We start from the raw sequence: 21451 nt of genomic DNA on the forward strand, positions 1-21451 counted from the left end.
CCACAGCAACGACCTGAAGGAGCAGGCCATGCATAGCACCTCGGCACTACCACGCAGTAACGGCAGCACTTCCATTCTCGGCCTGTTCGGCCTCTGCCTGGTGCTCATCGCCGCCTTCGGCCCGACCGTGCAGCAACCAGCCCTGTACCACGCCTTCGCCGACCAGCGCGCTCTGCTCGGCATCCCCCACGCCCTCGACGTACTTAGCAATCTGCCGTTCCTGCTGCTCGGCCTGTTCGGCATGAGCCGCCTGCGGCAGATCGTCGATGCCCGCTGGCAAGGCCTGTATCTGCTGCTGTGCCTGGGACTGCTGCTGACCTTTCTCGGCTCCAGCGCCTATCACCTGGCACCCGCCGACGCCGGCCTGCTCTATGACCGACTCGGCATGCTGGTGCTGTTCGCCGCCATCCTCGGCCTGGCCGCGGCCGATCGTCTGGGCTTCACCGCGGCGCGCATGACCGCACTCGGCGTGGCACTCGGCGGCAGCGCGGCGCTCTGGGCCTGGTACACGAGCGGCAACCTGCTGCCCTGGATAGTGCTGCAGGCCGGCGGCATGCTCCTGCTGGTCATGCTCGCCTGCTGCCGGCCGCGGCGCGATGCCCACGCGCTCAGGCTGGGCCTGTGCGTGGTCTGGTATGCCCTGGCCAAGCTGTGCGAGCTGAACGACAGCGGCCTGTTCCACCTGAGTGGCGAGTGGTTGTCCGGCCACAGCCTCAAGCACCTGCTCTCCGGCCTCGCCGTGCTGCCGCTGCTGCTACCGCTGTTTGCCAATCGCACGAAGCACTAGAGACGCGGCCGCCAGCTATCGGCATCGCCGGAGTACAGCGCCTCCTGCAAACGCTTGAGCTCACCGCGCTGGGCGAAGCGCGCCAGCTCCTCGTTGAAGCTGCGCAGCAGCGCCTCGGCCGCCGGGTCATCCTTGCGGAACAGCAGGCGCAGCGGCTCGGTATTGAGGTAGCGCGGGTGGTGGGTGATGGCCTGCTCGCCGGGGAACAGGCGGCGCAGCATGGAATAGCCCACGGCGCGGTCCTGTGGGTGCAGGTCGATGCGTTTGAGTTCGAGCAGGCGGAAGGCGGTGTCTTCCTTGCTGTTCTGCTCGATGCGCAGCAGGCCTTTCTGCAGGGCCGCGTCGAACTGCGGGCCGTAGGAGTAGCCGAGGGTGGTACCGATGCGGTAGTTCTTGAGGTCTTCGACGCGGGCCCAGTCGAACGACAGATCCTTGCGGTGGAACAGCACTATCTCCCCGCGCACCAGCGGCTCGCTGCACACCCCGTAGTCCAGGCGCATGGGGCTGCAGCTGTAGGGCATGATCGCGTCCAGCGCGCCCTGCTGCAGCATCAGCACATTGCGATCCCAGGGATAGAAGACGAACTCCACCTGGCGGCCGGCGGCGGCGAACACGGCCTTGACCAGGCGCGCCAGGGCCCCGGCATCCGCGCGCTGCTGGTCGACGTAAGGCACCCAGTCGCCGGTGCCGATGCGCACCACCCGCTCGGCCTGGGCCAGCGGAACGAATGCCAGTAGCACGCCCAGCAGCAGACCGCGCAGCAGCGGCAAGCGTGACAACCTGTGGCAAGGGCAGACAGACGACTGAAACACTGGGCACCTCACGACACGGACCACTGTGCGTCCCTGTGTTCGAGTGGCCTGGCCACTCCACACCCGTTACAGCTTAGTCGAGCCGCACATTGAGGGCGGCCCCCACCCGTCAGCCGCGCAGACGCTGGGTCAGGCCGCGGAGGAAGTTGCGCAGCAGCTGGTCACCACAGGCGCGGTAGTTCTTGTGCTCGGGGCTGCGGAACAGGGCGCTGAGCTCGGCCTTGGTCATCGGCAGGTCGGCGGCACGCAGGATCTCGTGCATGTCGTCGTCACGCAGTTCGAAGGCCACCCGCAGCTTCTTGAGGATGATGTTGTTGGTCAGGCGCTTCTCCACCGGCAGTGGCGGGCGACTCTCGTCGCGGCCGCGCTTGTGCAGTACCAGACCGGCTAGAAAGTGCCCCAGCACCTCATCGGTGCAGGGCTGGAAGCCCTCTTCGTCGTCCTTCTTCAGCAGCGGCGCCACCGCCTCGGGGGCGAGGCTGTAGTCGGCCAGCTGGCAGATACCGGCCAGCTGGGCATCGCTGATATCCAGCAGGTAGCGCAGGCTGCGCAGCACGTCGTTGTTGTTCATCGGGAAACTCTCAGTGGCGCCCTCGGGCGCGGAAGAAGACTAGTCGGATTTGCCCGCGCGCTCGGCCGGGCGCCGCGCGCCAGCCACCAGCTTGTCGATGATGCGCGCCGCCGCGGCCATGCCGAAGCTCGCGGTGACCATCATCACCGCGCCGAAACCACCGGCGCAGTCGAGTTTCACTCCCTCGCCGACGAAGCCCTTGGCCTGGCATACAGTGCCGTCCGGCTTGGGGTAGCGCAGCTGCTCGGTGGAGAACACGCAGGGCACGCTGTAGGTGCGCCCCGGCGTACGGGAGAAGTTGTAGTCGCGGCGCAGGGTGCTGCGCACCTTGGCGGCCAGCGGGTCGTTGAAGGTCTTGTTGAGGTCGGCGACCTGGATCTGCGTCGGGTCGACCTGCCCACCAGCACCGCCGGTGGTGACGATTTGGATCTTGCGCCGCTTGCACCAGGCAATCAGCGCCGCCTTGGCCGCCACACTGTCGATGCAGTCGATCACCGCATCGAGCTGCTCGGTGATGTACTCGGCCATGGTCTCGCGGGTGACGAAGTCGGCCACCGCGTGCACGGTGCAGGCCGGGTTGATGGCGCGGATGCGTGCGGCCATCTCGTCGACCTTGGCCTTGCCCACGGCGCCGTCGATGGCGTGGACCTGGCGATTGGTGTTGGTGATGCACACGTCGTCCAGATCGAACAGCGAGATCTCGCCGACCCCGGAGCGGGCCAAGGCCTCGGCCGCCCAGGAGCCGACGCCGCCGATGCCGACCACCGCCACGTGCGCCGCCGCCAGGCGCTCCAGCCCCTCGCGCCCGTACAACCGGGCTATACCGCCGAAGCGCTGTTCGTCTGCCATCTCACCGCCCTCAAGAATCGGCCGGCATTATACGGCCAGGGGCCGACGCACGCTTCGCTATAGTGCATGGACGGTCCGCGTGGAGTTCGCCATGCGCAACTTCAACTATTACAACCCGACACGCATCCTGTTCGGCGCCGGACAGATCGCCGGCCTGGCCCAGCAGATTCCCGCCGACAGCCGGGTGCTGGTCACCCACGGCGGTGGCAGCATCCTGCAGAACGGCGTGTGGCAGGAGGTCGAGCAGGCCCTGGCCGGCCACTGGATCAGCCGCTTCGCCGGCATCGAGGCCAACCCGCAGTACAGCACCCTGCTGCGCGCGGTGGAACAGGCCCGCCACGAACATTGCGACTTCATCCTCGCCGTCGGCGGCGGCTCGGTGATCGATGGCAGCAAGTTCATCGCCGCCGCCCTGGCCTACCCCGGCGAGCCGTTCGACCTGCTCAGCGGCACGCCGATCCGCCGTGCCCTGCCCCTGGGCTGCGTGCCGACCCTGGCCGCCACCGGCTCGGAGAGCAATCCCCACGGCGTGCTCTGCCACGCCGGCCTGCAGGCGCGCCTGCCGTTCTCCAGCCCCTGCCTGTACCCGCGCTTCGCCGTGCTCGACCCCTGCACCACCTTCAGCCTGCCGCCACGGCAGATCGGCAACGGCGTGGTCGCCACCTTCGTGCATACCCTGCAGCAGTACCTCGCCCTGCCCAGCGACACGCCGCTGCAGAGCCGCCAGGCCGAGGGCCTGCTGCTGACCCTGCTGGAGGAAGGCCCCAAGGCCCTGGCCAACCCGCTGGACTACGCCAGCCGGGCCAACCTGATGTGGTGCGCCAGCCAAGCGCGCAGCGGCCTGCTCGGCTGCGGCGCGCCGCAGGACGACGGCCTGGACGTGCTCGGCCGCCAGCTCAGCCTGCTCTATCACCTCGACCACGCGCAGAGCATGGCCCTGCTGCTGCCGGCGCTGCTCGGCGAGCGCGAACCGGCGCACCTGGCCAAGCAGCTGCAGTACGCCGAGCGGGTGTGGGGCCTGCAGGGCGGCTCGGAGCAGCGCATCGTCGCCGCCATCGCCGCCACCGAGGGTTTCTTCCGCCGTATGGGCGTGGCCACCCGCCTGTCCGCCCACGGCCTGGACGCCGAAGCCGTGGAGGAAGTGCTGACCCAGCTGCAACGCCGCGACGCCAGCGGCGAGCGCCCGGCGATCGACCTGCCGGCCTGCGCACGCATCCTCCTGCGCGCCCTGTGACGACGCGCGATGGAACTCCGCGGCGGCTGCGCCTGCCCAAGCCGGACAGGCGCGCCTGTCGCAGGTCCGGCGGTGCTATACAGGCCAGTGGCTGCGGGGTAGCATGCGCGCCGACCGGCGTCCGCCGGCCCTTTCCCTGTTCCTTTCTGCGGAACCTCTAAGCAGCCATGCCAACGCGCAAACTCGGTATCAATCTGGTGGTCATCGTGGCGGTCGCCGCCCTGTTCACCGGCCTCTGGGCACTCTACAACCGTCCGGTCAGTGCCCCGGACTGGCCGGAGCAGATCTCCGGCTTCTCCTTCTCGCCGTTCCGTGTCGGGCAGAGCCCGCAGACCGGCGTCTACCCGAGCGACGCGCAGATCCGTTCCGACCTGGAACTGCTGAGCAAGCAGACCGACAGCATCCGCACCTACTCGGTGGACGGCAAGCTGGCGGACATCCCGCGCCTGGCCGAGGAATTCGGCCTGCGCGTGACCCTCGGCGTGTGGATCGGCAACGACCTGGAGCGCAACGAGCGCGAAATCGCCAAGGCCATCGAGTTGGCTAACGAGTCGCGCAGCGTGGTGCGGGTCACCGTGGGTAACGAGGCGCTGTTCCGCCAGGAGATCGAGGTCAAGGACCTGATCGCTTACATCGACCGGGTCCGCGCCGCGGTCAAGGTGCCGGTGAGTACCTCCGAGCAGTGGCACATCTGGCAGGAAAACCCCGAGCTGGCCAAGCACGTCGACCTGATCGCCGCTCACGTGCTGCCGTACTGGGAATTCGTGCCGATGGAGGACTCCACCGAGTTCGTCCTCGAGCGCGCCAAGGACATGAAGCGCCTGTTCCCGAAGAAGCCGCTGCTGCTCTCCGAAGTGGGCTGGCCGAGCAACGGCCGCACCCGTGGCGGCGCCGAGGCGGATCAGGCCGAACAGGCCGTGTACCTGCGCAACCTGGTCAACACCTTGAACTCCAAGGGCTACAACTACTTCGTCATCGAGGCCTTCGACCAGCCGTGGAAGGCGAGTGAAGAAGGTTCGGTAGGCGCCTACTGGGGCGTGTACAACCTCGACCGCCAGGCCAAGTTCGCCTTCGAAGGCCCGGTAGTGGCCATTCCGCAATGGCGCATGCTGGCCGTGGCTTCGGTGGTGATGGGCATGCTGGCCCTGGCCCTGATGCTGATCGACGGTTCCGCCCTGCGCCAGCGCGGCCGCACCTTCCTGACCTTCGTCGCCTTCGTCGGCGGCTCCGCCCTGGTGTGGATCGCCTACGACTACAGCCAGCAGTACAGCACCTGGTTCAGCCTGACTGTCGGCGGCCTGCTCGGCATCGGCGCGCTGGGCGTCTTTATCGTCCTGCTCACCGAAGCCCATGAGCTGGCCGAAACGGCCTGGACCCGCACCCGCCGCCGGCCGTTCCTGCCAGTGCTGACCGACACCGCCTACCGGCCCAAGGTGTCGATCCACGTGCCCTGCTACAACGAACCGCCGGAGATGGTGAAGCAGACCCTGGACGCCCTGGCGGCCCTGGACTACCCGGACTACGAAGTCATCATCATCGACAACAACACCAAGGACCCGAAGGTCTGGGAACCGGTCGAGGCTTATTGCCAGCAGCTCGGCGAGCGCTTCCGCTTCTTCCACGTGGCGCCCATCGAAGGCTTCAAGGGCGGCGCGCTGAACTACATCCTGCCGCACACCGCGCCGGATGCCGAAGTGATCGCGGTGATCGACTCCGACTACTGCGTCAACAAGAACTGGCTCAAGCACATGGTGCCGCACTTCAGCGATCCGCAGATCGCCGTGGTGCAGTCGCCGCAGGACTACCGCGACGGTGACGAAAGCACCTTCAAGAAGCTCTGCTACGCCGAGTACAAGGGCTTCTTCCACATCGGCATGGTCACCCGCAACGACCGCGACGCGATCATCCAGCACGGCACCATGACCATGATCCGCCGCAGCGTGATGGACGAGCTGAAGTGGGCCGACTGGACCATCTGCGAAGACGCCGAGCTGGGCCTGCGCGTGTTCGAGAAGGGCTACTCGGCGGCCTACGCCCACGAAAGTTTCGGTCGTGGCCTGATGCCCGACACCTTCATCGACTACAAGAAGCAGCGCTTCCGCTGGGCCTATGGCGCCATCCAGATCATGAAGGGCCACGCGCGCAGCCTGTTCCGCGGCGAAGGCTCGGAGCTGACCCGCGGCCAGCGCTACCACTTCATCGCCGGCTGGTTGCCGTGGATCGCCGATGGCCTGAACATCTTCTTCACCGTCGGCGCCCTGCTCTGGTCGGCGGCGATGATCATCGTGCCGAACCGGGTCGACCCGCCGCTGATGATCTTCGCCATCCCACCGCTGGCGCTGTTCTTCTTCAAGTTCGGCAAGATCATGTTCCTCTACCGCAAGGCGGTGGGCGTGGACCTGGCGCGCTCGTTCCAGGCGGCCATCGCCGGCCTGGCGTTGTCGCACACCATCGCCAAGGCGGTGCTGTACGGGACCTTCACCAAGACCATCCCGTTCTTCCGCACGCCGAAGATGGCCAGCAACCACGGCATCATGGTGGCCCTGGCCGAGGCCCGCGAAGAGGTGTTCGTCATGCTCCTGCTGTGGGGCGCGGCGATCGGCATCAGCTTCGCCCAGGACATCGGCAACGCCGACGTGAAGTTCTGGGTCGCCACCTTGCTGGTGCAGTCGCTGCCGTACCTGGCGGCGCTGCTGATGGCCCTGCTGTCCTCCCTGCCCAAGCCGCAGGAAAAGGACGCCGGTGAGCCGGCTGGCGCGGCCTGATAGCTCGCGGGGTGGATGTCGCCTTGTACATTCACCTGGACTGCGCTCGGTGGATCGATGAAGCGCGATCCACCCTACGAAACGGCGGCCTTGGGGCCGCCGTTTTGCTTTGTAGGAGCGAGCTCTGCTCGCGAACTGCGCGGTAACACTTCGCGAGCAGAGCTCGCTGCTACCGTCTTCGGCACCATCGTTTTGCTTTAGAATGGCCGCCTTTCTGACTTCCGCCGTTCCGGAGCCGCAATGACCGCCCCCTCTCCTAGCCTCACGCCTACCCTGGAGCTTGCCTTCGACCTGATCCGCCGCCCGTCGGTGACCCCGGTCGACGAAGGCTGCCAGGAGCTGATGATGCGCCGCCTGGCCGCACTCGGCTTCGCGGTGGAGCGCATGCGTATCGAGGACGTGGAAAACTTCTGGGCCAAACGCGGTAGCGACGGCCCGGTACTGTGCTTCGCCGGCCACACCGACGTGGTGCCGACCGGCCCGCTGGAAGCCTGGCAGTACCAGCCGTTCGACGTGCGCGTGGACGACGAAGGCATGCTCTGCGGCCGCGGTGCGGCAGACATGAAGGGCAGCCTGGCGTCGATGATCATCGCCGTGGAGCGCTTCGTCGCCGACCATCCGAACCACAAGGGCGCCATCGCCTTCCTCATCACCAGCGACGAGGAAGGCCCGGCCCACCACGGCACCAAGGCCGTGGTCGAGCGCCTGCGCGAGCGCGGCGACCGCCTGGACTGGTGCATCGTCGGCGAACCCTCCAGCACCACCCTGCTCGGTGACGTGGTGAAGAACGGCCGCCGCGGCTCCCTCGGCGCCACGCTCACCGTGCGCGGCAAGCAGGGCCACGTGGCCTACCCGCACCTGGCCAAGAACCCGATTCACCTGGCCGCCGGCGCCCTGGCCGAGCTGGCCGCCGAGCACTGGGACGACGGCAACGCCTACTTCCCGCCGACCAGCTTCCAGGTGTCCAACCTCAACTCCGGCACCGGCGCGACCAACGTGATCCCGGGCGAGCTGAAAGCGGTGTTCAATTTCCGCTTCTCCACCGAGTCGACCGTCGAAGGCCTGCAGCAACGGGTCACCGCCATCCTCGACAAGCATGGGCTGGACTACCACATCGACTGGGCCCTCTCCGGCCTGCCGTTCCTCACCCAGCCGGGCGAACTGCTCGACGCCGTGGCCGCCAGCATCAAGTCCGTCACCGGCCGCGACACCACGCCGTCCACCTCCGGTGGCACCTCGGACGGTCGCTTCATCGCCACTCTGGGTACGCAAGTGGTCGAGCTGGGCCCGGTCAACGCCACCATCCACCAGATCAACGAGCGGGTGCTGGCCAGCGACCTGGACCTGCTCACCGAGGTCTACTACCAGACCCTGGTCAAACTGCTCGCATGAAAATCCATGAACATGCCTGCTACGCAACCCGATAGCTGCGTGACTCGCGATGCTCGCCCTTCGGGCCCGCCTGCGGCGGTTCAGCCGCAATCGGCTGTGAGGCGGTACTCGCTCCTCGCCTATCTATTCGATATGTCTCATCGCTGCGTTCCGTCCGCCTTGCTCTCGGGCCGCTCGCGACGGCCTGTTCATGGATTTTTCGCATGCTGATCTGCCCGATCTGCCAGGCGCCGCTGAGCGCGGTCGACAATGGCCTGGCCTGCCCGGCCAACCACCGCTTCGACCGCGCCCGCCAGGGCTACTACAACCTGCTGCCGGTGCAGCACAAGAACAGCCGCGCCCCTGGTGACAACCAGGCCATGGTCGAGGCACGCCGGCGCTTCCTCGACGGCGGTCATTACGCGCCGCTGGCCAGGCGCCTGGCCGAACTGGCCGCCGAGCGCGGCCCACGCACTTGGCTGGATATCGGTTGTGGCGAGGGCTACTACACCACGCAGCTCGCCGAGTTGCTGCCCGGCGCCGACGGCTATGCCCTGGACATCTCCCGTGAGGCGGTGAAGCGCGCCTGCAAGCGTGCGCCGGAGCTCAGCTGGCTGGTAGCGAGCATGGCCCGCGTGCCGTTGAGCGATGCCAGCTGCGACCTGCTGGCCAGCGTGTTCAGCCCGCTGGACTGGCAGGAGGCGCTGCGCCTGCTCAAGCCCGGCGGCGGCCTGCTGCGCATGGGCCCGACCCGCATGCACCTGATAGAACTGCGACAGAAGCTGTACGACGAGGTGCGCGACTACGACGACCAGAAGCACCTGGAGCTGATCCCCGCGGGCATGCGCCTGGCCCACAGCGAGACCATCACGTTCCCGCTGCAGCTGACCGACGCCCAGGCCCGCGCCGATCTGCTGGCCATGACCCCGCACGGCTGGCGCGCCAGCGCCGAACGCCGCGCCGCTGTGATCGCCGAAGACTTCGAAGTGACCGTATCCATTCGCTACGATTGGATCGAGAAAATCTAGAGAGCCCACCATGCGCCAACCCGATATCGAGATCTACCTCAAGGACGCCAGCCAGGACGCCATCACGGCCTGGTTGAGCGAGGTCTTCGGCTCCTGCAGCGAGTGGCAGCAGCGCGGCCAGACCTTCAAGTGCCAGGCCGGCGCGATTCCGGTGGTGTTCCTGCCCAAGGCCGTGGGCAAGTGGCACAGCCTGATGCTGGAGAGCGAGGCCACGCCCTGGGCCGACGACGTCGCCTGCGCCCATGCCGCCTTCGCCGCGCTCGGCGTGGAGATCCGCTGCTCCACCGGCGGCTGGAGCGAGGAACAGGGCGAGGAAGACGCCGACCGCTGGATCAAGGTCAACGCCGAAGGCGAGCAGGAATTTATCTGGCGTACGGAGTGAGCAGGTAAGCGGCGGCACGCTGACCACCCACTCTCATCACGAAGCCTCTGAGTAGTTCCACACATGCAAACGCTACTTTCAGATCGGTCCTACCAACGTCATCTGCGCATCATTCATGCATGCGAGAAAGGCGCCACCGGGGTTTATTGGGGTCACCGACTGATAGCAACGCTGCTGTACCGGAATATGCTTTCTCAGCTAAACGAGATGCACCGACATGAGGTAGAGCATTTCGAAATTTTCGGAAAACTCATGCATGCCAGAGGGGTGAGGACAGTGATAGCTCCTGTTTTCTGGTGCATAGGAGGAATTCTGTATGGCGTCGTCACAGCTCTCGCAGGGCGCCGCGCGATCTGGAGAAGTACTGCCGTCATTGAGGCAATTGTTGAGCGAGAGCTGAACGAGGCCGCCGATTACTTTCGGAGTCGGGACCCTGAGGTCTATCAAGCGATCCAGCAGATCCTGATCGATGAGCTAGAACACAAGCTCGCAGGTGAAGCCAACAGCCCGGGAATAGCCCACATAGATAAGGTCGTAGAGCCCGCCGCAAAGGTTGGTGCAGCCGCTTCAAAGGAGCTGGCGAAACGTCTCTGACCTGTCCAAGCCTGAAAAGCAAAAGGCCCGTCGCTGACGGGCCTTTTGTCGTGTAGCGGGTCTTCGGTCAGACCTTGGACACGTCTTCCGCTTGCAGGCCTTTCTGGCCCTGGATCACGGAGAACTCGACCTGCTGGCCTTCAACCAGAGAACGGTGACCCTCGCCACGGATGGCGCGGTAGTGGACGAATACGTCCGGACCGCTTTCGCGTTGAATGAAGCCATACCCCTTGGAATCATTGAACCACTTGACGGTTCCGACCTCACGATCAGCCATTACCACTTCCCTCGATTCTCGATTTTGTTGTTGCCCCGATGGGCTTCGACGGTTCGGCGCAAACGTTCTTCTTCTTCTTTCCGACCCCGGCCAACACGAGCGTGGAGCGGTATTCCGAAAGGCGTCCTGATGCGACCGCCTCGCGAGTATAAAACAAGCGTTCGTCTTGCCAAGGGATTTTTTCGGCCGTCTGCAAGGCCCATGGCACAGGGCCTGCAGCCGTTTTTGCTCAGCCCGCGGCGAGCAGTTCGGTCAGCTTTTTCGCCAGGCTCTGGTACTGATAAGCCTCCAGACGGTAGGCCCAATCGCTACGCCCCGACAGCTCGGCAGCCGATAGATCACTACCCTGATCGAGCAGCAGCCAGTACTGGTCGGCCTTGCCATACAGGCTGCCCGAAAGGCGCTTGCCGGCGAGGGTGACCAGGCTGAATTGCAACGCTGGCTTGCCCTCGAAGGTCAGCTGCGCCAACGGCGCGGCGTCGGCGAAACGCAGGTCGGCGAAGAACTGGCCCATGCTATCGGCGGCACCGTTGAAGGCCAGGCGCTTACCCTTGGGCAACTCGCGCACCTGCAGGTGAGCGTCCTCGGCCTTGTCGCGGAACAGGGTCAGACGCTCGCCACTGGCATGCCGCAGCTGCAACTCGCGCACCGAGGTGAACGGCACCGCGGTGACGCGGCGATCCAGCCACTCCAGTTCGGTGGCAGGCAGTTCGATGCGCTGGCTGACCAGCCAGCTCTGCGCCTCGTCGCCACGGCGCACCAGCTGTCCGGACTGCTGACCGGGCTTGCCGATCAGCAACGACAGCGGCGGCTGGCCTTCCGACTGCAGGGTGACGCGCACGCCCTGCTGCTCGGGCTCGCCCTTGTCGGCCAGGCCGAGGCGCCCGTACAGCTCGGGGTTGGCCGTGCGCGGCTCGACCTTGCGCGCCTCGGCCAGCGCCTTGAGCAGCGCGCCGATGGCCGCCTGATTGGCCGAGTAATCGGCCTTGTCCGGCAACACCCAGCCGGACTCGCGACGCTGCAGGCGCACCAGCGGCTGGCCGACGCGCCGGATCTCGATGGCCTCGACCTGCGCCGTCTGCAGGCCCGGCAACCAGGCCTCGGCCTGCACGGGCGCGCGGGGTTTCTGTACCTGACTGGTGAAGTACCAGCCGGCCACCAGGGCGAGCGCCAGCACGCCCAGCACGAACAGGGTTTTGCGATTCATAGGCTGTTCTCCTCAATCAAGGAGTCGGTCAATACGAAAAGGGAAGGCGAAGGGGAAAGGGCCATGCCCTCCCCCCTTGCACGGGTCATGCGGCCTTGCGCCGGCGCCACAGCCACAGGGCCAGCACGCCGAGGGTCAGCAGCAGCGGCACGGCGAGGATATTGACCAGCTTGAGGGTGCGGCCAAGGTCCTCGATCTGCGCGTTCAGCTGGAAGCGCACCTCGCGCAGTTCCTTGCGGATGCGCAGCTTCTCGGCGATGAACTGCTGCACCGTGGCCTGCTGCTCGGGGGTCAGCTCCAGCGGCTTGCTCGGGTCCTGCTGCTGCAGCGAGGCGAGCTTCTGGTCGGTCTCGGCCAGGCGCTTCTGCAGGTCCTCTTCCTTGACCCGGAACTGCGCCTCGGCATCGCGCTGCAGGGCCTCGACCACCTCGAACGGACGGCTGAAGCGGCCGCGCGAACGCACGCTGATCAGCGCATCGCTGCCGGACAGGTTGTCCAGGGCGTTGATGGCGAAACCGGCGTTGTCGGCAAACGGCTGCGGCACGCGCTGGCCGAAGAAGTCCTGCACCTGCACCCACATGCGGTCGGTCAGCAGGTCGGTGTCGGCCACGGCTATCACATTGATGTTCTCCGCCGACTTCAGACCGTCCTTCTGCCCTTCGATACCGTTCGGATAGGCCGACTGCGCCGGGCCGCTGATGCGCGCGGCGATGGCATAGCGCTCGCCGGTCGGCTCCAGGTCGCGGATCAGCTCTTCTGGGTTGGCCAGGGTGGCGAAGCGCGCGGCATCGAACGGCATGGCGTACTCGGAGCTCTGCAGCAGCGGTACGAACTGGGTCTTGGCGCCCTCGACCGGCTCGAGGATGCCGGCGGTGGCGATGTTCAGGCTCTCCAGGCTGGAGGTGGCCACGTCGTCCTGGTTCATCGCCCGCTTCGGCAGCGCCAGCCAGGCGGCATGGCGCGCCGGGCGCTGGCCCTGGCCCATGCTCACGGACAGCGCGTAGGAGCCGTCACCGAGCACCTTGTCCGGCACCATGCGCAGGCCCCAGGCCTTGAACAGCGGCTCCAGGTCGGAGGCCTTGCCCTCGTCATCGCCCGGCATCATCGGCGGTGCGTTGTCCGCCTCGCTGAGCGGGTCGACGAACACCAGCAGCTTGCCGCCGCGCAGGACGAACTGGTCGATGGCGTACAGGGTCGGCTGCGGCAGGTTCTTCGGGTGCACCAGCAGAAGCACCGAGACCTGGTCCGGAATCTTGTCGATGCCGGCCTTGAGGCTGTCGATCTTGAACAGCTGGCGCACCTCTTCCATCACCATCCAGGGCGCCATCGGCTGGCGCGCCATCATGTCGAAGCCGCCATTGAGCTGCAGCCCACTGAGCAGGCCAATCACCGGCCGCTCCGGTTTGGCCAGGCCCTGCACCAGCTGGCTCAGCTGGTATTCGAGGAACTCCTCCTGGTCCAGCGGGAAGAACGGGATGACCTGCTTGTCGTCCACCGCGTTGGTGCCGGCCAGGCCGAAGTAGATCTGCTCGCCGCTCTGGTTCGCCGGCACGGCCTGCAGGCCGAAGCCGGCGGCCTTGTCCTCGTCCTCGGAGAACGGCTCGGGGTCGATGATGTGCAGCTTGATCTTGCCGTTGGCCGCACGCTCGTAGGCCTTGAGCATCTCCTCCACACGCACCGCGTAGTTGCGCAGCACGGCCAGGTCGCGGGCGGACTTGTCGGAGTAGAAGAAGTACAGGTTGATCGGCTCGTCCAGCTCGCCAAGGATGCGCTCGGTGCCTTCGGAGATGGTGTAGAGCTTCTGCTCGGTCAGGTCCAGGCGCACATTGCCCAGGCCCAGGGCCGAGAGCATGTTGAAGGCCAGAAAGGCCACGGCGATCAGCAGCAGGCCGGCGCCGGAATACATCAGTTTCTTCATGGTCAGTCAGCCTTCTTCAGATCGACCACGATGGCGGTGGCAGCCAGCCAGGCGCCCATCAGGGTGATGAAATAGAGCAGGTCGCGCAGGTCGATCACGCCCTTGCTGATCGCGTCGAAGCGGGTCAGGAAGGACAGCGAGGCGACCGCGTCGACGGCCCACTGCGGCGCCCAGGCCAGTGCGTCGAGCACCATCGGGAAGCCGCTGACGATGAACAGGAAGCAGGCGCTGACGGCGAGGATGAAGGCGATCACCTGGTTCTTGGCCAGGGCCGACATGCACGAGCCGATGGCCAGATAGGAGCCCGCCAGCAGCCAGCTGCCGAAGTAGCCGGTGAAGATCGCACCGTTGTCCGGCTCGCCCAGGTAGTTGACCGTGATGATCATCGGGAAGGTCAGCAGCAGGGCGATGCCAGCGAACACCCAGGCGGCGAGGAACTTGCCCAGCACCGCCTCGGCGCGGGTGATCGGCAGGGTCATCAGCAGCTCGATGGAGCCGGACTTGCGCTCCTCGGCCCACAGGCGCATGGCGATGGCCGGCACCAGGAACAGGTACAGCCAGGGGTGGAAGTTGAAGAACGGCGACAGGTCCGCCTGGCCGCTTTCGTAGAAGCCGCCGAGGTAGAAGGTGAAGACCCCGGACAGCACCAGGAAGATCAGGATGAACACGTACGCAAGAGGAGTAGCGAAATAGCTGGCCAGCTCGCGTTTGAAGATCACGGGCAACTGCTTCATGCCGCCTCTCCCCGGGTCAGGCTGCGGAACACTTCATCGAGCCGGCCGCGTTCCACGTCCAGCTCCGTCACCTGCCAGCCGCGCTGGCGAATCAGTTCGTTGACCTGCGGGAAGATCACCTGGCCGGGCGCGGCCACCAGAGTCAGGCTGCCCTCGGCGTTGTCTTCCACGGCGATCACGCCCGGCAGCGCCGCCAGGGCCTCGCGGTCCAGCTCGCCGGCGGCGACCAGGGTCACCGCCTGGTGGTAGCGCGAACGGCTCTCCAGCTCCAGCGGCGTACCGTCGGCCACCAGCTTGCCGGCGGCGATCACCACGGCGCGGGTGCACACCGCCGACACCTCTTCGAGGATGTGGGTGGAGATGATCACGATCTTGTCCTTGGCCAGGCTCTGGATCAGCTGGCGCACCTGGTGCTTCTGGTTCGGGTCGAGGCCGTCGGTGGGCTCGTCGAGGATCAGCACGCGCGGATCATGCAGGATCGCCTGGGCCAGGCCGACGCGGCGCTTGAAGCCCTTGGACAGGGTCTCGATGCTCTGCTCCAGCACATGCTGCAGCTCCACCTGCTCGACCGCGCGCTGCACGCGCTGCCTCTTCTCGACGCCGCGGAAACCACGGACCTCGGCGATGAATTCGAGGAAGCCACGCACCGTCATGTCGCCATAGCAGGGCGCGCCTTCGGGCAGGTAGCCGATCTGCTGCTGGGCCTTGAGGGTGTCGTTCTGGATGTCGAAACCGAGAATGCTGGCGGTGCCGGAGGTCGGCGCCAGGAACCCGGTGAGCATCTTCATGGTGGTGGATTTGCCGGCGCCGTTGGGGCCGAGAAAGCCCAGCACTTCCCCCTGCTGGACCTGAAAGCTGAGGCCATCGACGGCCGTATGTTGGGCAAAACGCTTGGTTAGATTTTTTATTTCGATCATGGCTCTTGTCCCTACGGGATAAGCCCCGGGCCATGCTGACCTCGGGGGCCTTTGCAAACGCTGGCGGACTATAAAAGTCGACCCGCGGCAAGGCAAGACAACGGCCATGAGGAAAAGTTGCAGGATGGTCTGCAGGCCAGGAAATCCGCGGCCTGGTGAACACTTGTACTGCATGGCTTTTTTGCCGCCGCTCACCGAATACGGCACACTAGCCGCCCCGAGCGCTTGCTCGTTTCCACAGTCGCCCACGTATGACCCGCTCCCCGCTTCACCGCCTCGCCTTTGGTGCCCTGCGTCGTCTGCTGTACCTCTGGGTACGCTCGGAAACCATCAACCAGTCGTCCTTCAACCTGCGCCTGGATCGCAGCAAGCCGGTGTTCTACGTGCTGCAGCAGCCCTCGGCGGCGGACCTGGCAGTGGTCGACAAGGAATGCACCAAGGCCGGCCTGCCACGCCCGGTATTGCCGGTGGCGCTCGGCGAGCAACTGGAGCCGGCCGGTTTCTTCTACCTGACCCGCTCGCCCAGCTGGTTCGGCGGCCACGACAAGCGCGGTACCCCGCCGACCCTGCAACGCATTCTCGCCAGCCTCGACGGCAACGCCCTGGATGACGCGCAAATCGTCCCGGTCAGCGTGTTCTGGGGCCAGTCGCCGGACCGCGAAACCAGCCCGTGGAAGCTGCTGTTCGCCGACACCTGGGCCGTCACCGGGCGCCTGCGCAAGCTGGTCAGCATCCTGATCCTCGGGCGCAAGACCCGCGTGCAGTTCTCCGCCCCGATCCACCTGCGCGAACTGCTCGACCAGAACAAGGGCCGCGAGCGCACCCAGCGCATGGTCCAGCGCATCCTGCGCGTGCACTTCCGCAACCTGAAGACCACGGTGATCGGCCCGGACGTGTCGCACCGGCGCAACCTGGTGAAAGGTCTGATCCACGGCCCACTGGTCCGTCAGGCCATCCGCGAGGAGATGGAGCGCGAGAAGATCAGCCAGGAGAAGGCCGAGGCCCAGGCCCTGCGCTACGGCAACGAGATCGCCTCGGACTACACCTACACCGCCATCCGCTTCCTGGAGACGGTGCTCAGCTGGTTCTGGAACAAGCTGTACGAGGGCATCCAGGTCAACCACCTGGAGGCGGTGCGCGACATCGCCCACGGTCACGAGATCATCTACGTGCCCTGCCACCGTAGCCATATCGACTACCTGCTGCTGTCCTACCTGCTGTTCCGCAACGGTCTGACGCCGCCGCACATCGCCGCCGGCATCAACCTCAATATGCCGGTGGTGGGAGGCATCCTGCGCCGCGGCGGCGCCTTCTTCATGCGCCGCACCTTCAAGGGCAATCCGCTGTACACCGCGGTGTTCAACGAATACCTGCACACCCTGTTCAGCAAGGGCTTCCCGGTCGAGTACTTCGTCGAGGGCGGTCGCTCGCGTACCGGCCGCACCCTGCAGCCGAAGACCGGCATGCTGGCCATCACCCTGCGCAGCTTCCTGCGCTCGAACCGCCTGCCAATCGCCTTCGTGCCGGTCTATATCGGCTACGAGCGCGTGCTGGAAGGCCGCACCTACCTGGGAGAGCTGCGCGGCGCGGCGAAAAAGAAGGAGTCGATCTTCGACATCTTCAAGGTCATCGGCGCCATTCGGAAGCAGCGCTTCGGCAGCGTTCACGTCAACTTCGGCGAGCCGATCAAGCTGGCCGAGTTCCTCGACGCCGAGCAGCCGGGCTGGCGCACCCAGGATCATGGCGAGCAGTTCCGCCCGGCCTGGTTGAACGCGACCACCAACCGCCTCGGCGAGCGCGTGGCGCAGCACCTCAACGAGGCGGCGGCGATCAACCCGGTCAACCTGGTCGGCCTGGCCCTGCTTTCCACCGCCAAGCTGGCGCTGGACGAGCAGGCCTTGACCCGCGTGCTCGACCTGTACCTGGCGCTGCTGCGCAAGGTGCCCTACTCGCCCCACGCCACCCTGCCGCAGGGCGATGGTCAGGACCTGATCCGCTACGTGCAGAGCATGGACCTGCTGGCCGAGCAGAAGGACGCCCTGGGCAAGATCCTCTACCTGGACGAGCAGAACGCCGTCCTGATGACCTACTACCGCAACAACGTGCTGCACGTGTTCGCCCTGCCTGCCCTGCTGGCCAGCTTCTTCCTCAGCAGCTCGCGCATGAGCCGCGAGCAGATCCTGCGCTACGTCGGTGCGCTCTACCCGTACCTGCAGTCGGAGCTGTTCATCCGCTGGTCCGTGGACGAGTTGGAAGGCGTGGTCGACCAGTGGCTGGAGGCCTTCGTCGAACAGGGCCTGCTGCGCCGCGAGGACGACATGTTCATCCGCCCGGCGCCCAGCTCGCGCCAGTTCGTCCTGCTCACCCTGCTGGCCCGCGCCATCGTGCAGACCCTGCAGCGCTTCTACATGGCCACCGCCTTGCTCCTCAACGCCGGGCAATATGCCCTGAGCGCGGAAGAGCTGGAGAACCTCTGCGTGGTCATGGCCCAGCGCCTGTCGATCCTCCACGGCCTCAACGCCCCGGAGTTCTTCGACAAGAGCCTGTTCCGCCACTTCATCCAGACCCTGCTGGACCAGGGCGTGCTGCGCCAGAACGGCGAAGGCAAGCTCAGCCACCATCCGCAGCTGGCGGAACTGGTGGAAGGCGCGGCCAAGCGCGTACTGCCGGCAGAGATTCGCCTGTCGATCCGCCAGGTGGCGCTTGAGCGTGGCGAGGAAGCGCAAGAGCCGGTCTGAGGCTGACGCCAGCACCGCAGAAGGGCCGCTCATGCGGCCCTTTTGCTTTCAGTGGCGCGTCAGGCCTCATGGCCACAGCTGCAAGCCGCCAAGCGGATCGGCAGTACCTTCAGTCCGACCGCGTCTGCCACAATGGAATTATGAGGAGGGCAATGCAGTCAGTTGTGTAGGTCTCATTCGCTTCATCCTGAGCCGGGGACGGCCAGAGCTACGCAGTCATTCCGAGACGCGCCTGAAAATATCTCCGCAGGTGCGGCGCCCGGAACAGGGAGATTAGTCAATGAGATGGACTCTACCCGGCTTGCAGGTGTCGTTCAGGCTTGTGCTGCTGAGCCTCTGCTTGCTATGCGCCTCGGCACACGCAGTCGAGGAGATCACCCTGTTCAGCTATCAGCACAAGCCACCCTATGTGATCGATGGCAAGCGCCAGCAGGGGCTGTATTACGACCTGGCCGAGCAATTGAACGCTTACCTGCCCCAGTACCGCTTCGTCGTGCGGCAGATTCCACGCAGGCACCTGGACTACCTGTTGTCGAAGGACCAGCTCGACGGCATCGTGTTGGGCACCAGCCCCGACTGGTTCAGAGACGCGCCACGCCATCTATGGACGGAGGCCTTCATCGACGATGCCAACCTACTGGTCTCCCGCAGCCAGGGCGAGGTCAGCAGGCTTTCCGCCGACCAGCTTGGCGGGCGACGCCTGGGCGTGGTCAGTGGGCATCGCTACCCGGAGCTGGACGACCTGCTCGGCAAGGAGCGGATCAGCCGCGAGGCAGGCATCAGCGAGAGCGCCAACCTGCTTCGGCTGCAACGTGGCTGGCTAGACGCCGCCGTGATTGGCAAGCGCACCCTCGATTTCTATTTCCAGGAGCAGCAAGGTCTGCGCAGCCAGCTATATGTCGCCCAGCCGCCGTTGCGCACCTATCAACGCTCCCTGCTGGTGCCGACTGGTTATGCCCGGTTGCTTCCGGAGCTGAATCGGACAATCGGCACGCTGAAACAGGCACCATCCTGGCAACACCGACTGGAACAGTACCGCACCCCCTAGAAGCCCAGCGCTAGAGCCGCCCGAAGCGCTGGCGATACTCGGCCGGCGTCAGCCCGGTCAGTTCCTTGTACATGCGCCGCATATTGGAATCGCTGCTGAAGCCCAGCTCGGCACTGATGGTGGTGACGGACGCCGCCGTCAGCATGAGCCGCTCGCTGACCTGGTTCAGCTTGATCCGCCGGGCGTAGCTCGCCACCGCCTGCCCGGTCTCGCCCAGCACCTTGCGCGCCAGCGTGCGCTCCGACATGCCCAGCCGGTTCGCCAGCACCGCCACCGTGATCTGCTCGGCCGGCAGCCGTTCGACCAGGGCGTGCAGCTGGCGCAGCAGCGTGCCGGCCTGCTCCATCAGGCTCATGCCCTGAAATGCAGGATGTGGCACCACCGGGCGCGGCAATACCATGAGCCTGGTGAGATCGCGGACCACCTCGGCGCTGACGCTGCGCTCGATCAGAGCCTGGGCAATCGGCAGATAGCCATTCACTCCGGACGCCGTGGCGGTGTTCGCGTTGAACACGCAGTTCTGCTCGCTCTGCCAGTGTACCCGGGGAAAACGCTGGCGCAGCGTCTCCGCCAGCCACCAGGTCACCGTGGCCGGCTGCCCATCCAGGCGACCGCTGGCCGCCAGCAGGCCGACGCCCGTGCAATAGCTCCACAGCTGCAGACGCCGGCTGCCCGTCGACAGCTCGCGTATCAACGGCGCATGCCCGGCCAGCACCTCGTCCACCTGCTGCGCCGACTCCGCCCAGAAGCCCGGGATCAGCAAGGCATCCAGTTCCCGCTCGGCGAGAGAAGCCGTCGCCTGCAGGGTGACGCCGTGGGCGCACTCGACCGGCCCAGCCTGCAAGGCGACATAGTCGGCCTCGAACAAGCCGCGCCCGCTCCGCCGATTGGCCGCATGCAGGAGATCGGCAAAGGCGAACAGCCCGGCGGGCATGCAGCGGGGAAACAGCAGGAGACCGATTCGCATGGCGGCGAGCATGACCTAAAAGGAATCAATTATGTCTGTTCCCGCCATTATGGCGCCGCGTCCCACTGGGCACCATAGAGCCATTATCCAGAGGGACAGCCGATGAACATCCAGCAGATCCGCAACGCCACCATCATTCTCCAACTCGGCCCGCACCGCGTCCTCGTCGACCCCATGCTGGCCGCCAAGGACGCGCTGCCGCCGCTGCGCCTGTTCGGCGCCCGGCAGCGCAACCCGCTGGTCGAGCTGCCGGCCGGCACCAGCGCCGCGCTCGAGTCGGTCACCCACTGCCTGATCACCCATTGCCAGCGCGGCCACTTCGACCACCTGGATCGCGCCGGCGCGCGCTGGCTGCGCGAGCGGCAGACTCCGGTGATCTGCACACCCCACGACGCGCCGCATCTCGCGCGGCTGGGCCTGAACGTGCAGCCGCTGCCGCAACAACACGCCCAGCCGAGCCCCTTCCTCGGCGGCAGCATCCGCACGATCGCCTGCACCCACGGCCTGGGGCTGGTCGGCAAGCTCATGGAGCACGGTGTTGGCTACCTGATCGAGATGCCCGATGCCCCCAGCCTCTACCTGGCGGGCGACACCATCCTCACCCCGACCGTGCGCGATTTCCTCCTGCGGCATCAGCCCCAGGTCAGCGTGGTGCCCGCGGGCGGCGCCCGCTTCGACCTGGGTGGCGACATCATCATGGGGCTCGAGGAGGTCATCGAGTTTGTCCAACTGGCCCAGGGCATGGTGCTGGCCAACCATCTGGAGGCCATCAGCCACTGCCCCGTCAGCAGAACGGCGCTGGCCAGCGCGGCGCGCAGCGCGGGGGTGAGCGCCAGGCTGCTGATTCCCGAGGACGGCCAGACCCTGGCGTTCGACACCGCACAGTCCACGCAGCTGCGCGCCTGAGACCCGGTATGACCGCCCCGCCGATTGCTTGAACCGCGCGCAGCCCGGCGTCATCGAATTCCTACAGGCCATCTCGGCCTGGGAGGTGAATCATGAGCCAGATCCACTACGCCAATCCCATGGGCGCTGACGACCCGCAGGATCCTGTGCCGCCCATCGAGCCGGGGATCTACCCCGACGAAGGCGAGGAGCAGTCGCCGGACCGGCAGCGCCCGGAAGACTGGAGAGATCCCAACGACCCCGGCATCGAGCAGCCCAGCAAGCCCGATGAGGGCAGCCCGCTCAACGCGCCCAACTGAACGTCCCTGCGACTGCTGCCACCTTCCCGCACATCGGAGCGTGGCAG

Annotated in this window: 20 protein-coding genes; 11 read left to right on the forward strand and 9 right to left on the reverse strand. The window is 66.2% G+C overall.

What is annotated here, in order from left to right:
- Positions 1–28: 28 nt before the first annotated feature.
- Entirely contained in the window at positions 29–787 is a 759-nt protein-coding gene (locus tag N7607_RS01395) for a hypothetical protein (protein WP_279866757.1), read from the forward strand.
- On the opposite strand, the gene N7607_RS01400 is transcribed toward N7607_RS01395, so the two are convergent.
- The 3 genes from N7607_RS01400 to tcdA form a co-directional block, all read right to left on the reverse strand.
- Positions 784–1557, reverse strand: a complete 774-nt coding sequence (locus N7607_RS01400; protein ID WP_279866758.1) for a transporter substrate-binding domain-containing protein — start codon at positions 1555–1557, stop codon at positions 784–786. The genes N7607_RS01395 and N7607_RS01400 overlap by 4 nt on opposite strands.
- Before the next feature lie 151 nt (positions 1558–1708).
- Positions 1709–2170 carry a DUF1456 family protein gene (locus N7607_RS01405; RefSeq protein ID WP_279866759.1) on the reverse strand — a complete coding sequence of 154 codons (462 nt, stop codon included), beginning with the start codon at positions 2168–2170 and terminating at the stop codon, positions 1709–1711.
- A gap of 39 nt (positions 2171–2209) precedes the next feature.
- Positions 2210–3019 (reverse strand): tRNA cyclic N6-threonylcarbamoyladenosine(37) synthase TcdA, encoded by an 810-nt coding sequence (gene tcdA, locus N7607_RS01410; protein ID WP_279866760.1) that lies wholly within the window; start codon positions 3017–3019, stop codon positions 2210–2212.
- Positions 3020–3110: 91 nt separating this feature from the next.
- Here tcdA and N7607_RS01415 point away from each other — a divergent pair, with 91 nt between their 5' ends.
- The 6 genes from N7607_RS01415 to N7607_RS01440 all read left to right on the forward strand — a co-directional run bounded on the left by N7607_RS01415 (position 3111) and on the right by N7607_RS01440 (position 10393).
- Complete coding sequence (locus N7607_RS01415) at positions 3111–4253, forward strand: iron-containing alcohol dehydrogenase (protein ID WP_279866761.1); 1143 nt, start codon at positions 3111–3113, stop codon at positions 4251–4253.
- A gap of 167 nt (positions 4254–4420) precedes the next feature.
- On the forward strand, positions 4421–7018 hold the full coding sequence (locus N7607_RS01420) for a glycosyltransferase (RefSeq protein ID WP_279866762.1): 2598 nt from the start codon (positions 4421–4423) through the stop codon (positions 7016–7018).
- Between the two features lie 240 nt (positions 7019–7258).
- Positions 7259–8410, forward strand: a complete 1152-nt coding sequence (dapE, locus tag N7607_RS01425) for a succinyl-diaminopimelate desuccinylase (RefSeq protein WP_279866763.1) — start codon at positions 7259–7261, stop codon at positions 8408–8410.
- Positions 8411–8613: 203 nt separating this feature from the next.
- Positions 8614–9417, forward strand: a complete 804-nt coding sequence (locus N7607_RS01430; protein ID WP_279866764.1) for a putative RNA methyltransferase — start codon at positions 8614–8616, stop codon at positions 9415–9417.
- A 10-nt stretch (positions 9418–9427) separates the two neighbouring features.
- A complete protein-coding gene (locus N7607_RS01435; RefSeq protein WP_279866765.1) occupies positions 9428–9799 on the forward strand; it encodes a hypothetical protein in 372 nt (123 codons plus the stop codon).
- Positions 9800–9862: 63 nt separating this feature from the next.
- Positions 9863–10393: a demethoxyubiquinone hydroxylase family protein gene (locus tag N7607_RS01440; RefSeq protein WP_279866766.1), complete on the forward strand. Its 531-nt coding sequence runs from the start codon at positions 9863–9865 to the stop codon at positions 10391–10393.
- A gap of 67 nt (positions 10394–10460) precedes the next feature.
- Here the strand turns inward: N7607_RS01440 and N7607_RS01445 are convergent, their stop codons facing one another.
- The 5 genes from N7607_RS01445 to N7607_RS01465 all read right to left on the reverse strand — a co-directional run bounded on the left by N7607_RS01445 (position 10461) and on the right by N7607_RS01465 (position 15446).
- Entirely contained in the window at positions 10461–10670 is a 210-nt protein-coding gene (locus N7607_RS01445) for a cold-shock protein (RefSeq protein ID WP_137974306.1), read from the reverse strand.
- A gap of 229 nt (positions 10671–10899) precedes the next feature.
- Positions 10900–11877, reverse strand: coding sequence for a DUF4340 domain-containing protein (locus N7607_RS01450; protein ID WP_279866768.1), 978 nt, complete (start codon positions 11875–11877; stop codon positions 10900–10902).
- An 85-nt stretch (positions 11878–11962) separates the two neighbouring features.
- A complete protein-coding gene (locus N7607_RS01455) occupies positions 11963–13795 on the reverse strand; it encodes a Gldg family protein (protein ID WP_279866769.1) in 1833 nt (610 codons plus the stop codon).
- Positions 13796–13797: 2 nt separating this feature from the next.
- On the reverse strand, positions 13798–14529 hold the full coding sequence (locus tag N7607_RS01460; protein WP_192316304.1) for an ABC transporter permease subunit: 732 nt from the start codon (positions 14527–14529) through the stop codon (positions 13798–13800).
- Entirely contained in the window at positions 14526–15446 is a 921-nt protein-coding gene (locus tag N7607_RS01465) for an ABC transporter ATP-binding protein (RefSeq protein WP_279866770.1), read from the reverse strand. Before N7607_RS01465 ends, N7607_RS01460 begins: the two co-directional genes overlap by 4 nt.
- A gap of 251 nt (positions 15447–15697) precedes the next feature.
- On the opposite strand from N7607_RS01465, the gene plsB reads away from it, so the two are divergent.
- Positions 15698–18184, forward strand: a complete 2487-nt coding sequence (plsB, locus tag N7607_RS01470; protein ID WP_279866771.1) for a glycerol-3-phosphate 1-O-acyltransferase PlsB — start codon at positions 15698–15700, stop codon at positions 18182–18184.
- Between the two features lie 280 nt (positions 18185–18464).
- Positions 18465–19232 (forward strand): transporter substrate-binding domain-containing protein, encoded by a 768-nt coding sequence (locus tag N7607_RS01475; protein WP_279866772.1) that lies wholly within the window; start codon positions 18465–18467, stop codon positions 19230–19232.
- A 10-nt stretch (positions 19233–19242) separates the two neighbouring features.
- On the opposite strand, the gene N7607_RS01480 is transcribed toward N7607_RS01475, so the two are convergent.
- Positions 19243–20211 carry a helix-turn-helix domain-containing protein gene (locus N7607_RS01480; protein WP_279866773.1) on the reverse strand — a complete coding sequence of 323 codons (969 nt, stop codon included), beginning with the start codon at positions 20209–20211 and terminating at the stop codon, positions 19243–19245.
- Positions 20212–20301: 90 nt separating this feature from the next.
- On the opposite strand from N7607_RS01480, the gene N7607_RS01485 reads away from it, so the two are divergent.
- Positions 20302–21105 carry an MBL fold metallo-hydrolase gene (locus tag N7607_RS01485; RefSeq protein WP_279866774.1) on the forward strand — a complete coding sequence of 268 codons (804 nt, stop codon included), beginning with the start codon at positions 20302–20304 and terminating at the stop codon, positions 21103–21105.
- A gap of 92 nt (positions 21106–21197) precedes the next feature.
- The gene (locus N7607_RS01490) at positions 21198–21404 is read left to right on the forward strand and encodes a hypothetical protein (RefSeq protein WP_279866775.1); all 207 of its coding nucleotides are present in this window, start codon (positions 21198–21200) and stop codon (positions 21402–21404) included.
- The last annotated feature ends 47 nt before the right edge of the window (positions 21405–21451 follow it).

The sequence above is a fragment of the Pseudomonas sp. GD04019 genome (assembly GCF_029837695.1).
Taxonomy (GTDB): Bacteria; Pseudomonadota; Gammaproteobacteria; order Pseudomonadales; family Pseudomonadaceae; genus Aquipseudomonas.